Here is a 12,942-nt window from a genome sequence, read left to right on the forward strand (position 1 = left end):
AGTTGGATCACAGTTTCGTCAACCGCAACGTGATCCGGTTGGCGTCCGTCTTGGGGCTGTAGATCGGCCTTGTGAACCCAGTTATGAACGGTGGATCGTGCGCGGTGGACACCGAATACCTCAAGAAACGAAACAGTATTCGATAGCGATAGACCAGCCAGATGTAACTGAATACTGAGTTTCATCAGCAGTCGCGGTGTCGCTTCTCGCTCCACAAACTCTAACTCGATCTGGTCTAAACAGCCGTTGAGGCGGTCGGTTTTTGGCATAGAGCACTAAAAACCGCTCCCGCCTCACTTTTCAATCTTATCTGAACACCGCCGTGTGTAATACTGTATGGGTTTTGGGAGCTACGATGAGTCGGAACAACGGAACCAGGAGATCGAAACAGACGATGGCGATTCCGAAAGCGTCAGCGTTCACGAACACGAACACGACGGCGACGTCGAATACGAGATCGATGCGTCGACCGATACGCTTCTCGACGAACTACAGAAAATCAAAGACCACACTGAAACGACCGAGTGAGTCTCATCCTCGGACGCAGATCTTTCCCTCTGTTTAGGGCTGACACATCGGACAAGCGGTTACTCGAGAGTCTGATCTGGCGGTCTGGACATCTGTACGCGGCGGGGGTCGCGAGATGCGCCGTCAGGACTCGCGCCACTTGTGGCCGCACTCGTCGCAGGTGAACAGCCGAACCTCGTAGGAGCCGCCCGGCTTCGGCAGCATCTCGTAGTAGGCCCAGTCGCTGTCGCAGTCAGCCGCCGGGCAGGGCTCCTCCATCGTCTCGGTGGTGTCCTGGGTCGCGTCGGCCACGTCCGGTGCCCCGTCGTCCCCCTGTCCATCCTGGGTCGTCATCGCCGCTTCCGCCTGCGAGTCCCGCGGCTCCTCGTTCTCACAGGATCGACACACCTACCTGTCCCCCTCTGTGTGCATCAGCGAACCACACTCGCCACAGAATTGTATTTAGTGTAGCATATACGGGCGTCGGATATCTGTGTTAACTTCCGATCCGTCGATTTCAGGCAACTCCTCATGCTAACTGCGCTTAGTTATCGATGGCTCGACAACCCAGCGGGCAGGTTCGTCAGGTTCCCGAGCGCTGAGAAACAGACTCCGATTTAATAGCATTCCGCGATAACGTCAACCTGAATGTACGATCGGATCCTACTTTCGACGGACGGTTCGGTTGCGTCTGAACAGGCTGAAGCGCACGCGCTCGACCTCGCAGCCACGCATGACGCCGTCCTTCACGTCCTCTACGTCGTCGACGAGGACGTCGTGACTGCCTACAGCGGCGACGAGTACGTCGACGAAGCCGAAGGCCCCGAACACGGTCTCGAAGAACACGGTGAGGAGACACTGTCGGCGCTCCGAAGCCGGGCATCGGATGCCGGCGTCGACATCGAGACGGCGTTGCAACACGGTCGCCCCGCCGAGGCCATCGTCTCCTACGCCGACGATCACGACACGGACCTACTCGTACTCGGCACCAAACGTCGACCCGAAGAATATCGCGCGCTACTCGGGAGTGTTACCGACCGCGTCCTCCGACTGACCACCCGCCCGGCGACTGTCGTGAAGACCGAAGTCACCGAGTAGCGACAGTCTGGCCGGTAGCGACCGTCACAGATGTGGGGCAAGCCGTGACAGTGTACTGCATATCTCGTCGGGCCCCAGAGACGTGACCACGAGATGATCGGATTGCCTGTCCACTTTGGAAACCGCCGGACGGCGGCGGGGTGGTTTTCGGGTAGGGTGTAATTGCCTTCGAGATTGCGTTTACCTCGGGTTCGGACAGGCCAAGAAATCGCAAGACTGCGGAAGGGGAAGGATGCTCCGACAGGGATTCGAACCCTGGTCATTGCCGTGAGAGGGCAATATGATTGGCCGGACTACACCATCGGAGCGCGCGTTATCGGCTTCGGGCATCCCGCACGCCCTCGGCGCGTCTACTCCACGGTAACCGCGAGTTGTGTTTAACAGTTCCGTTTTCGGACCACCGTGGTCCGGGATACCAACCGTCCGTCGGCACAGGCCCACAGCAAAGCGTCGGCGCGAACCGTGTTCGAATGCCGTCTTCCTGCCGGGTACTACCGGTCGCAGTCCGAATCCAGGGGGTATCCGGAGTGAACGGGAAACCGGTCGGTACCGTGGTGGAGCCGTTCGGCCCGCGTCGGGACCCAGTTCGTGGGTAAGCGCCGACTGATCGGCCCGTTTCACGCGAAAATGCTCACACTGGACACTCACGTAGGGATACAGGTGGTTGTGGCGTGGGACGGCCGAGTGAGGATCGGCCAGTCGAGGGGGTCGGCGACTCCTGGGGCGGACCGCCACCGTCGAGCGGTGCGATTCTCGACGGGCGGTGGAGCCTGTGACGCTGCGTGGCCGACGAGGCAACCACGAAAGGGAACACTATGTACGACAAATCACTACTGGCAAAGAGTACCGGCGTCTCCCTGGGCGTGGTCGCGGTCATCGGCCTGCTCTTTCTGAGTACCGGGACGGGACTGGCTGTCCCGATCGCGGGTATCGGCGGATTCACCATCGAGGCCGACAGCATCGAGGGCGACGACCTGGTCCTCTACCCCGACGTGGTCGAGCGGGACCAGGGATCTGACGCGCCGCAGGCGATCATGGAACTCCAGGCCAACCGCATCGAAGGGATGCGACTCGTCAAGACCATCGACCTCGGCGGCGTGTCGCTGGACACCCTCGACGGGACTGCCCGGATCCTGATCGAGTCCGGTGGCACCGTCGAGACCGATCAGATTCTCATTCGATCCCCGGGATTGAACGCGAGCGAGGCGAGTTTCAGCGGGCTCCGGATGACTGGCTCCGACTCCGAGGATATCACCGAGACGTTTCAGGTGACGGCCCCATCCGAGCCGGTCGAGGGAAAGACGGTCGACATCGATGGCGGTGAGAATCCCGGGATCGAGATGACCGACGTCGAGATTCACGCGACCTATCTGGCGACCAACCAGATCACCCTGCCGGACATGGAACTGCGCGTGCAGTACGACGCCGACGGCGACGGCGAGTACGAGTTCGGCTAGCTCACCGGTCGCGAGGCGTCCCGTTCGCGCGGGTCGTGGGACTGGCCCCGTCGGTCCCGCTCACTCGTCGTCGAACGGCGACCCGGCAGCGTCCGGTTCGTGGCCTTTGAGGCTGATGATGTTCTCGCGTCCGACGCGTAGCTTGCTGATGTACTCGTCGTCTTCCATGTCCGAGAGGAGCATACTGACTTTCGACTTCGACCAGCCGGTCTCGTCGACGATGTTGGCCTGTTTCATCCGCCCGCCGTTGTCTTCGAGCAGTGAGAGCACCCGATCCTCGTCGGTCAGCAACTCCTCGTCGGGGACCGGTGACTCCGGTTCCGGTTCGGTCCCGGCCGTATCCTCGGTCTCGGGCTCTGCCGTGGCACCGGCGGCCGGGCCGTCCGTGTCGTCCGGTTCGGTCGTCGCCGACCCGAACATCCCCGTCCGCCAGGCGATGCCCGCGCCGACACCGACGGCGACGACCAACACGCCAACGAGAACGAGCGGCAGGAGGCCACTGCCCTCGTTCGAGACCTGCTCTGGGGTGTCCGTGGTCGTCGCCACCCCGCCGCCGTTACCGAGCGTGCTCGGCTCGCCGGTCGTGAACACGACCTGTGGGTTGTCGTCGGCGAACGACTGCGGGCCGGCCCAGCTGACGGACGCCGTGTCGCCGCTGCTCGTGCTGTCGGGTCGGGGGGCTGTCCGGTCCGTCAGCAAGGAGAGGTCGGGGCCGGCCTCGAAGACGAGTCGTTGCGTCTCCCCGACGTAGAACTCGCCCTGGAACACGTCGCCGACGGTCACGCTGTCGTCGGCCACCTGCGCGAAGTTCGTCCACAGGAACGACATCTCGACGACGCCGGTGTTGCCCTGCGGGTTCAGCCCGGCCGTCCGCCGGAAGTTCACGGCGGTCATGTTCCGGTTGGTCGCGTCGCTGCCGGCCGCCGTCAGCCCTCGCGCGCTCTGCTGAAAGTTCCGCCAGAGGTCGGTCTCCTGGGTCTCGAAGGTTTCGGCGTACTCCTGGAAGTTCGCTTGCTGGGTGCTGTTCTGCAGGACACCGGTGAAGTGCTTGAACGTCCACCGCGCCGTACCGTTCGCGTACACGGTGACGACGAACCGCGTCGACTCGAACTGCTGTGGCGTCGCGAGGGCCCGCCCGTCGTCGGCCTGTGTCCCAGCGCCGTCGACGGCGGTCGCCCCACCGCCCCCCGACGGAGCGGCGACCACACCCTGTCCGAGGACGCCCCCGGCCAGCAGGAGACAGACGAAAGCGAACGAGAGCGGACGAGACATCTAGTGGAGAAAGAACCCCCGCACTGCATAAAAACACTGTGTCTGACCCAACTTCGACGGTACCGACACGTCAGTAGACCCACCGCTTTCCGGTGGTTAGCCGATCACGGCCCGGCTTCGGGCTGCGGTCCACGTCCTCAGGGAGCCAGCCGGTTTTTCCGGTTTTTCATGTGCTCGTCGTAGTACTCGAATGTGATCGGGCACCAGTCGGACGCCAGGTCGAGGATGCTCTCGGTCAGTTCCCGTATCTCCCACTGGGCATCCGCCGCCGCCCGCATATCCGCTACGTGCATCAACATCCGGACGTTCATCGACATGACCATGTTGACCTCGGTGCCGATGGGGAGGACGAACCGGGCGTCCTCGGGCGGCATCCCGAGGTCGAGCAGTTCCTGATACGACTCGACCGCGTCACCGACGGCCTCCCGAAACACTTCCTCGCGCTTGTCGGCAGTCTCCTCGCCCACCGCGCCGCTCTGCTGGTTGCGACCGACCCAGTCTGGATCGGTCGCCGACGGCGGGGTGACGACCAGCTCGCCGTCACGCACGTCGTCCGGGTCCACGTCGTCGAAGGAGACGTACCGCATCGAGCGAACGTCGAACGAGACGTGTCGGTGTCGGGTGATCTGTGCCATACAGGAGCGGCTGATCCCCTTCACCGCGAAGGTGGCCTGCGGATGTTCGAAGGGGCCGAAGTGGCCGTGGTCCATCAGGTGGCCGATCAGGGTCTCCATCTTGCCTTCGGTGGTCTCTCCCTCAACCGTCGCCATGATCTCTTCGAACGTCTGATCCTCGACGAACTCCTCCATGTAGTCGTTGCGCGCGCCCTTGCAGATGAGACGCTCCGGGTCCTGCGTGGCTTCGATTAGTTCGACTTCCATGTCAACTTGTGTTGGTCGTGGTCTGCCTCCGATAAAACGCTTCCTTCGCTTTCTCGTACTGTCTCTTTCCCTCGGTAACGAACTTGTACTCCTACCCCGGGACCGGTTCACCGATGGACTCGAAGAAAACCTCGGTTCCATCGGCTGTCAACATCACTCTCCCGTGCCGGAACGAGGGTGAAACCGGCGTCGAATCGAAGAGTCGATGAATCATCACCCAGTGCTGTGCCAGTCGCTGGAAAGGTTCACCACAGTTCGGACAATCGGTTCCCATACCGTGTCTCGTCCCGGTTTTACTGATAAATTCACCCCCAGGCAACGTCACTGGGTTCTTGTCGATAGCAGTCGTTGATTCCGACATGGGCTACCAGAAAGCTTCAACCGAGGACGTGGAATCAGTGATCGACGACGAGTACGGCGGGATGTGGTTCCTGAAGGAAGCGCTGAACACCGACGAGGTGGGCGTGACCGTGATGCGACTGGAACCCGGCTCGAAAGGCAAGCCACACGACCACGGCGAGGACGGCCAGGAAGAGGTCTACTGCGTCGTCGACGGTGCGGTCGTCGTCGAGTTCGACGGCGAGACGGTGACGCTGAGCGAGGACGAAGCGGTCCGGGTCGATCCGGACCAGCGCCGCCAGATCAGAAACGAGAGCGACGAGCTGGCGCGGCTGGTGCTCGTCGGCGCGCCGATCTAGAGGTCCGTCCAGTCCGTGGGACCGTCGGTCAGCCCCATGACGCGGGCCTCGCGGCCGGCCTCGCCGTCGCGGACCTCGATCAGGCCGTCGAAGGCCTGTTTGATGACCTGGAGGGTCTGGTCGTCGTGGGCACCGCTGTCGATGGTGAACACGCCGATGTAGCCCGCGGCGTCCAGCCGCGAGGAGAGGACGTGACAGAACTTGAATACGGTCTCGCGGTTCGTGTAGGTGAGCATCGTCGACAGCGAGATGAGGGCCATCCGGCCTTCTTCAGCGCCCGCACCGTGGAGCGCTTCCAGACACTTCGTGATCCCGATCCCGATGCCGGTCAGGTCCCCAGGTGAGGAGACCTTGTGAACGTACAGGCCGGGCGGGGTGTCGCCGTCGGCGAGGCCGCCACCCGATCCCTCGGCACGGCAGTCGACGACGCCCAGCTGAAGGTTGTTGACGCCGGCGACGCGGTCGCGGTAGTCCTCGACGATGGTCTCTGCGCTGTCGCTCGTCGAGACGACGAGTGCGCCGTCGTCGTTTCGCGACCCCTCGGCCAGGATCTCCATCGCGAGGCTCTCTTTCCCGGTCATCGCCGGGCCAGCGATCAGGATGCTGGTTCCCGGGCGGACCTCCGACACTGCCTCAGTTTCCAGAACAGATGATAGGTCGTACATTACGTATCCTCACTCCCGCCGATCTGCTGAATCGCCGTGATGAAGTCGGCGTCGTCCTCGACACCGCCCATCGTCTGAGAGAGTCCGTCCTGCAGGTCGGCGATCCGGTTCTGTAACTGTGCGTATTCGTCGCTCTCTGCCAGTTCCGCGCCACTCTTTGCCGTCTCCAGCGTGGCCTGCTTCTCCACCAGTGCGTAGTACTTCTGGAGCAGGCGGTCGTAGGTCGATCGTTCGAGGAGTTTCTCGACGGTCTCGATGAGCTCCTCGCTCCTGATCGGTTTGCTGAGATAGGCGTCGAACCCCATCTCCAGAATGTCGAAGTCGGGTTCGACGGCCGTCACCATCGCCACCCGACAGCCCAACTCCCGCTCCCGAATGCGTTCGAGCACCTCGTCGCCCGACAGCCCTGGCATCATCCGGTCGAGCAGAACCACGTCTACCTCCTCGTCGAGTTTGTCGAGCCCCTCGTCACCGTCCCCCGCGATCCGCACCTCGTAGTCGTCGGCGAGCCAGAGATTGTAGGTCTCGGCGACGTCGGGCTCGTCCTCGACGATGAGCACGACAGGTGCTGCTGAATCAGTCATCTGCGCTCTTGTACGCACTTACCATTCCTCATACATAGCCCTGTGGGTCGATACTCACACCTGATACCGATCCGTGGCTCTCCGTAGACCAACCAGACGCCTGTCAGGTCGTGTCAGCCTGAAGCGACACGCAAAAGCCGCCGCTCGCAGAACCGGGGATATGATCGTCAACCTCGCTCGTGGCGTCCGCGCGTTCACGAGCAACGTCTTCCTCGTGGACGGCGAGCGCACAGTGATCGTCGACGCCGGCAACGAGTTCGACGTCGTCGACGCGGCCCGCGAACACGTCGACGACGTGGACGCCCTCGTGATGACACACACCCACCCCGACCACGTCGGTAACCTCCCGGACATCGTCGCCGCGTTCGACGTGGACGTCTGGGGCTACGACACGAACCAGTCCGGCGTCGACCACGCCATCGACGACGAGGGAACCGTGACGCTGGGCGACCACGACTACCGCGCGCTCCACACCCCTGGCCACAAGGACGACCACCTCTGCTTTTACTCGGAGACCGCCAGCACGCTGTTCGCCGGCGACCTGATCTTCGCCAACGGTGGCTTCGGCCGTACCGACCTCGCCGAGGGGAATCGCGAGGTTCTCATCGACAGTATCGAACGCGTCCGCTCGGTCGTTCCCGAAACCCTCGGTGAGATGCACACCGGTCACGGCCCCAGCGTCCAGACCAACCCCTACCAGGACATCGAACTCGCCGCGCAGGCCGCCCGGATGGGCTGACTACTCCGCCGTAGCCAGCAGTTCCTCGTACCCGCGCTCGTAGGCGCTCGCCACCGCGGACGGGTCCTCCCGTTCATCGCTCGACAGCGCTGGGAGCGGTGCCGACCCCACCGGATCGATCAGGTCGACGACACCCGGCACGCGTTCCTCCAGTTGTCCCTCCTCGGGTCCGCCACTGGTGATCGAACAGGCCTTCCGATACCGCTGGCCCTCGTAGATCCGAACGCGGGCCGGTTCCACGACGGCCACGGCGTCGGGTTCGAACTCACGGAGCGGTCGGGCCACGTCGCCGTAGGACTCGACCACGGCACGCTCTCGCTCCTCGATTCGCCGGGCGATGCCGTCCAGCGCGACCAGATGGAGGTTCCCCATGATCTCGTTCAGTTCGGGGAGCGACGAGACGTGCACCGCTTCCTCCAGCGGGAGGCACTTCCGGACTTCCGCCGGGATTTCGACGGTGTCGTTGACGACGTAGTTCTCGGCCACGCGGTCGACGACGAACTCCCGGTCAGTCTGGCCGAGCATTCCCGCCCCCTCGCCCGGTGACGGCCGCCAGAGCCGGTGGATCGGGTTGATATCCTCCGGATCGAGATCTCCGGGGCTGGCCGCGGCCAGGCGCTTGGCATCCTTCCCGAACAGGCGGCCCTGCTCGACGGCGTGGCGGTAGTCGTCGTGGTGGAACCAGTGGTCGTTGCCGGCACGCGGCTTGAATCCAACCGCGTCGAGGTGATCGAGTAGACCGACGGTGAAGGTGGTCTTGCCGGCGTCGACCCGATCCGCGCCAGCGACGAGCAGTTTCATTCGCCGTCGGCGTCTGCCCCGTCAGTTTCGCCGGCGGGCGTCTCACCGGTCGCCAGCCCGTAGTGGCCGGGCTCGTCGTCGTCGGCTGGCTCGGCGAACACGAAGGCCTCGCTGTTGTCGAGCATCCACGGGATGGTCCAGTCGAGCAGGATATCCTCGGTGGCCGGGTCGAGTTCCTGCCCCGGTTCCAGGCCCTGGAACAGGCGGGCGATTTCGTAGACGGTGTACATCTCGTCGTCGTCGAGCACTTCGTCGGGATCGCGGAACTCCAGAGACCGCAGATCGTCGAATTCGGATTTCGGAACGGGCATACTCGCTGGTTCGCACCGACGGGCCTAAACCCCCCGGAACTGGGCCGGCGATCCACGCCGCTTCGATCCGTGGTCCGTGGTGTGCAATCAGCCGAAACTGGTATTGAGACGGCGCTGTTTCGGGGGTGTATGCCAGACTCCGACCGATTCGGCGACGACCGCGTCAACGACATCTATCGCCGCGGGATGTTGGAGGACGAGACCACGGACTTCCCGGTCTCTTACGCGGACCTCCGGAAGGCCGCCCACGCGGCCATGAGCGAGGAGGGCCGTGCCTACGTCCACGGCGGCGCGGGAAGCGACGAGACCTTCGAGCGAAACAAGGACTTCTCGCCGTGGCGGATCGTCCCCAAGATGCTCCGGGGCGTCGAGTCACGCGACCTCTCGACGGAGATCGCCGGCGTCGACTTCGACGTGCCGATCGCGCTGACGCCACTGGGCGTCCAGTCGTTGCTCCACGACTCGGCGGAGATCGGCACGGCACAGGGGGCCGCCGAGATGGACGTGCCGCTCATCCTCAGCTCGCTCTCGACGGAACCGATGGAGGACGTGGCCGAGGCGCTGGGCGACACGCCGAAGATGTTCCAGTTCTACTGGTCCTCGGACGACGCCATCGCCAAGAGCTTCCTCGACCGTGCCGAGCAGGCCGGCTACGACGCTATCGTCGTCACCGTCGACGCGCCCATCCTGGGCTGGCGCGAGCGCCTGATCGAACGCGGCTACTACCCCTTCCTCGAAGGCGAGGGTGTGGGCAACTACTTCTCCGATCCGGAGTTCCGCTCTCAGCTCGATCAGCCGCCCGAGGACGATCCCTCGGCGGCGGTCGAGCACTTCCTCGACGTCTTCGGCGACTCCAGCCTCACGTGGGAAGACCTCCAGTTCGTCCACGACAACACCGACCTCCCGGTCCTCATCAAGGGCATCCTCGACCCCGAGGACGCACGGCTGGCCATCGAACACGGCGCGGACGGCATCGGTGTCTCCACCCACGGCGGCCGCCAGGTCGACGGATCGATCTCGGCCATCGAGGCCCTGCCGGCCGTCGCCGAGGAAGTCGACGGCGAAGTGCCGATCACGTTCGACAGCGGCGTCCGGCGGGCATCCGACGCGTTCAAGGCCATCGCGCTGGGTGCCGACGCCGTGTTGCTCGGCCGACCCTACGCCTACTCGCTGGCGGTCGACGGGGCCGACGGCGTCGAGACCTACCTGCGGAACTTCATCGCGGAGTTCGACCTGACGATGGGGCTGTCGGGCTGTCGCACCGTCGACGAGATCACCCGGGACCGGCTCCGCCACGAGTCCGAGTTGCACTGAACGCCGGCAGATTCGCGATCTCCCGAGCCCGGCCTCGCGCAGTTCGGCCCCGCGGCGATCCGCTCTCGCGACGAGCCTGCCGCTGACGGGTCGAGCGGCGAAAGAAAAGCGTGGATTGGCGACTTACTCGTGCTTCGAGACGGTCTGCTGGTACTGTTCTGCGACGTTGTCCCAGTCGACCACGTCGAAGAACCCGTCGATGAAGCTGCCGCGGTCCGGGCCGTAGTCGTAGTAGTAGGAGTGCTCCCAGACGTCCAGCGCCAGGATCGGGTGGGAACCCCAGAGCGCGCCCTGGTCGTGCTTGTCGACCGGGACGTTTCGCAGCTGCTTCGCGACGGGGTCGTAGACCAGCAGCGCCCAGCCGCCAGCGGCCGACGCGGCCGCCTTGAACTCGCCCTTCCAGCCCTCGTAGGAGCCGAAGTCCTCCTCGATACGGTCGGCGAGTTCACCCGACGGCTCGCCGCCGCCGTTGGGGTCCATGTTCTCCCAGAACAGCGTGTGCAGATAGTGGCCACAGCCGTTGTGGGTCACGTTGCCCATGGCAGCCGCGGAGCCGCTGAAGTCACCGCTCTCGCGGTTCTCTGCGAGTGTCTCCTCGGCGCTCTCGAGGCCGTTCACGTAGCCCTGATGGTGGGTGTCGTGATGCCATTCGAGCACCTGTTCGCTGATCGACGGCTCCAGCGCGTCGTAGTCGTACGGAAGCGGTGGCAGTTCGGGGTTAGATCTCTCGGGCATATGTAATTCTCCTCCAGCACGATAGTCGGCTGGCTACCTGTTAAAGGTTTAGAAGGCGGGTGATATCGTGCAAAATTCGGCCGATATGTAACCGTTCGCGGCTAGGGCGGAGTGCCACGCGGTCGACGCCAGTCGTCACTCGCTCGACACAGGGGCCGGTGCTTCGATCACCGGCACTGCCAGCCGAATGGTCGTGCCCGACTCGTCGGACTCGACGATCGTGACCGTTCCGCCGAGCCGTTCGATGCCCCAGGAGACGAGCCACAGGCCCAGCCCGCTCGAGTGCTGGAGCGGCGTCTCCTCCTTCGTTCGGAGGACCGACCGCTCCTCGGCGGGGATTCCGGGGCCGTTGTCGACGACGTCGACGATCGCTTCGTCGCCCTCGATCCGGGCGTCGACCCGGACAAACGGTTCGTCGCTGTCGTTGTGTTCGGCGGCGTTTTCCAGCAGGTTCCGGAGGACGGCTCCCAGCGGTCGGTCGCAGGCAGCGTTTCCTTCGGGGGGCGATGCCTCGAAGGCCACCTCCGGGTAGGTCTCCCGTGCGCGGTCGATTTCGAGGTCGACGACCTGCGAGAGGGGAATCGGCTCGTCGTCGCCGTCGTCTTCCTCGTCGAGGATGCGGTCGATCTCCCGGGCCTTGTCGCCGAGGGTGACCATGCGCATGGCCTTCTCCTGGATGCGGTCGACGGCCTCCCCGTCGTCGAGGCGGTCGGCGTAGCCGTAGATGACGTTCATCTCGTTGCGGAGATTGTGTCGGAGGACGCGATTCAGTACGTCCAGTTGCTGGACGCGGTTGCGGCGGTCGGTCACGTCGTGGATCGAGACGATATGGCCGTCCGTGCCGTCGACCGTCGATCCCAGATCGGTCTCGCTGAGTTCGTAGTAGCGAACTCCGTCTTGCTGCTCGATCTCGATGGTCTCGGTGGCTCCGTCCTCCAGCTCCGAGTATGCCGGCAGGAGCGCCGACACCGGTTGTTCGACGGCGTCCTCGCGCGAACAGTCCAGAATGTCCGCGGCCCGTGGATTGCAGTCGATCACCGTGTCGTCGTCATCGACGACGATCACGCCGTCGTCCATGCTCTCGACGACCGAATCCCGGGCGACCCGACTGGAGACCGGGACGGCGTCGAGAAACCGGAACTGCGACAGGGCGGCCAGTCCCGCCGCCCCGGAGATGACGAACATGAACGGCGTCGGGTCGAAGTTCGTCAGCGACAGGTCCGTGCCCGTCAGCAGGACGATCGGGAAGTATTCGGTGGCGTAGACGACGTTTCCGACCCACGGCGCGAGGACGGTCACGAGCAGGGCGGCCGCCTGCCCCCGGTACAGTGACCGACTGCTGACCGCCAGCTGGAGCACGTGGAAGGTCCCGGCCGCCAGCAGCGCGTACGCGTAGGTGATGAATATCCAGAACCAGGGGCCCCGCTGTGCGTCGACGAGTGCGATGTCGCCGTACCGCCGCACGGCCCGATCGGCGTACAGCAGGTGGTGTGCGTCGTTGGTCGCCAGCAAGAGCAGCGTCGCGATCGGAACGACCCCGAGCAGTGCCAGCATCCGGCGCGAGACGTACTCCTCGCGGCTCGTGTACTCCAGGGCGAAGACGAGCCACGCTGGCGGGAGGACGACGGAGCCGAGCCACTCCAGGTTGTGCAGGAGCAGTCGTCGGCCGGAATCGAGCGTGAAGAGGCCGATCGCGGAGGTGACGACCCACCACGTGCCGGCGCCCATCATCGCCGCGAACGGCGTCGCGCCGGGTTTGGGCCGCTGTCGCAACGCCAGCAGGGTCAGCGCGGCGGACGCTGTGATCGTCCCCCAGATGAGCACGAACGAGACGTGAGAGACCGCCATAATCCCGACTCCCGCGTACCTCGTGTGTCTGT

The 12,942-nt window shown here is 64.3% G+C and carries 15 protein-coding genes, 1 tRNA gene and 1 pseudogene; 6 read left to right on the top strand and 11 right to left on the bottom strand.

Translation table 11 applies throughout. The features are described from left to right. Window positions 1–269, bottom strand: a pseudogene (locus BMX17_RS19895) (IS6 family transposase); the annotation flags it as partial. 67 nt (window positions 270–336) lie between these two features. On the opposite strand from BMX17_RS19895, the gene BMX17_RS19900 reads away from it, so the two are divergent. Further along, window positions 337–528 (top strand): DUF5786 family protein, encoded by a 192-nt coding sequence (locus tag BMX17_RS19900; protein WP_092663404.1) that lies wholly within the window; start codon window positions 337–339, stop codon window positions 526–528. 123 nt (window positions 529–651) lie between these two features. On the opposite strand, the gene BMX17_RS19905 is transcribed toward BMX17_RS19900, so the two are convergent. Then, window positions 652–915, bottom strand: a complete 264-nt coding sequence (locus tag BMX17_RS19905; protein ID WP_244515066.1) for an RPA12/RPB9/RPC11 RNA polymerase family protein — start codon at window positions 913–915, stop codon at window positions 652–654. Between the two features lie 240 nt (window positions 916–1,155). Between BMX17_RS19905 and BMX17_RS19910 the strand changes: the two genes are divergently transcribed. Next, window positions 1,156–1,605 carry a universal stress protein gene (locus BMX17_RS19910; protein ID WP_092663406.1) on the top strand — a complete coding sequence of 150 codons (450 nt, stop codon included), beginning with the start codon at window positions 1,156–1,158 and terminating at the stop codon, window positions 1,603–1,605. 233 nt (window positions 1,606–1,838) lie between these two features. Here BMX17_RS19910 and BMX17_RS19915 read toward each other — a convergent pair. After that, window positions 1,839–1,913, bottom strand: a tRNA-Glu gene (locus tag BMX17_RS19915). Window positions 1,914–2,420: 507 nt separating this feature from the next. On the opposite strand from BMX17_RS19915, the gene BMX17_RS19920 reads away from it, so the two are divergent. Further along, complete coding sequence (locus BMX17_RS19920; protein WP_092663408.1) at window positions 2,421–3,062, top strand: DUF6230 family protein; 642 nt, start codon at window positions 2,421–2,423, stop codon at window positions 3,060–3,062. Window positions 3,063–3,122: 60 nt separating this feature from the next. Here BMX17_RS19920 and BMX17_RS19925 read toward each other — a convergent pair whose 3' ends face one another. Together BMX17_RS19925 and thyX are read right to left on the bottom strand one after the other, a co-directional pair. Beyond that, the gene (locus tag BMX17_RS19925; protein ID WP_092663410.1) at window positions 3,123–4,334 is read right to left on the bottom strand and encodes a DUF7343 domain-containing protein; all 1,212 of its coding nucleotides are present in this window, start codon (window positions 4,332–4,334) and stop codon (window positions 3,123–3,125) included. 137 nt (window positions 4,335–4,471) lie between these two features. Continuing rightward, on the bottom strand, window positions 4,472–5,215 hold the full coding sequence (gene thyX, locus BMX17_RS19930; protein ID WP_092663412.1) for an FAD-dependent thymidylate synthase: 744 nt from the start codon (window positions 5,213–5,215) through the stop codon (window positions 4,472–4,474). Between the two features lie 359 nt (window positions 5,216–5,574). Between thyX and BMX17_RS19935 the strand changes: the two genes are divergently transcribed. After that, the gene (locus BMX17_RS19935; protein WP_092663414.1) at window positions 5,575–5,913 is read left to right on the top strand and encodes a cupin domain-containing protein; all 339 of its coding nucleotides are present in this window, start codon (window positions 5,575–5,577) and stop codon (window positions 5,911–5,913) included. Here the strand turns inward: BMX17_RS19935 and BMX17_RS19940 are convergent. Then, entirely contained in the window at window positions 5,910–6,578 is a 669-nt protein-coding gene (locus BMX17_RS19940) for an RAD55 family ATPase (protein ID WP_092663416.1), read from the bottom strand. The genes BMX17_RS19935 and BMX17_RS19940 overlap by 4 nt on opposite strands. Then, complete coding sequence (locus BMX17_RS19945) at window positions 6,578–7,162, bottom strand: HalX domain-containing protein (protein WP_092663419.1); 585 nt, start codon at window positions 7,160–7,162, stop codon at window positions 6,578–6,580. The genes BMX17_RS19940 and BMX17_RS19945 overlap by 1 nt, the downstream gene beginning before the upstream one ends. A gap of 160 nt (window positions 7,163–7,322) precedes the next feature. Here BMX17_RS19945 and BMX17_RS19950 point away from each other — a divergent pair, with 160 nt between their 5' ends. Further along, window positions 7,323–7,901, top strand: a complete 579-nt coding sequence (locus tag BMX17_RS19950) for an MBL fold metallo-hydrolase (protein WP_092663421.1) — start codon at window positions 7,323–7,325, stop codon at window positions 7,899–7,901. Here BMX17_RS19950 and BMX17_RS19955 read toward each other — a convergent pair whose 3' ends face one another. Beyond that, window positions 7,902–8,702, bottom strand: a complete 801-nt coding sequence (locus BMX17_RS19955; RefSeq protein WP_092663423.1) for an ATPase — start codon at window positions 8,700–8,702, stop codon at window positions 7,902–7,904. It abuts the gene before it with no gap. Then, the gene (locus BMX17_RS19960; RefSeq protein WP_092663425.1) at window positions 8,699–9,013 is read right to left on the bottom strand and encodes a DUF5827 family protein; all 315 of its coding nucleotides are present in this window, start codon (window positions 9,011–9,013) and stop codon (window positions 8,699–8,701) included. Before BMX17_RS19960 ends, BMX17_RS19955 begins: the two co-directional genes overlap by 4 nt. 129 nt (window positions 9,014–9,142) lie before the next feature. Between BMX17_RS19960 and BMX17_RS19965 the strand changes: the two genes are divergently transcribed. Further along, the gene (locus tag BMX17_RS19965; RefSeq protein WP_092663427.1) at window positions 9,143–10,327 is read left to right on the top strand and encodes an alpha-hydroxy-acid oxidizing protein; all 1,185 of its coding nucleotides are present in this window, start codon (window positions 9,143–9,145) and stop codon (window positions 10,325–10,327) included. Window positions 10,328–10,450: 123 nt separating this feature from the next. On the opposite strand, the gene sod is transcribed toward BMX17_RS19965, so the two are convergent. Both sod and BMX17_RS19975 read right to left on the bottom strand, forming a co-directional pair. Then, a complete protein-coding gene (sod, locus tag BMX17_RS19970; RefSeq protein WP_092663429.1) occupies window positions 10,451–11,062 on the bottom strand; it encodes a superoxide dismutase in 612 nt (203 codons plus the stop codon). Window positions 11,063–11,197: 135 nt separating this feature from the next. Next, the gene (locus BMX17_RS19975) at window positions 11,198–12,910 is read right to left on the bottom strand and encodes a sensor histidine kinase (protein ID WP_092663431.1); all 1,713 of its coding nucleotides are present in this window, start codon (window positions 12,908–12,910) and stop codon (window positions 11,198–11,200) included. Window positions 12,911–12,942: the final 32 nt, after the last annotated feature.

This window comes from Halorientalis persicus (genome assembly GCF_900110215.1).
In the GTDB taxonomy this organism is placed as follows: domain Archaea; phylum Halobacteriota; class Halobacteria; order Halobacteriales; family Haloarculaceae; genus Halorientalis; species Halorientalis persica.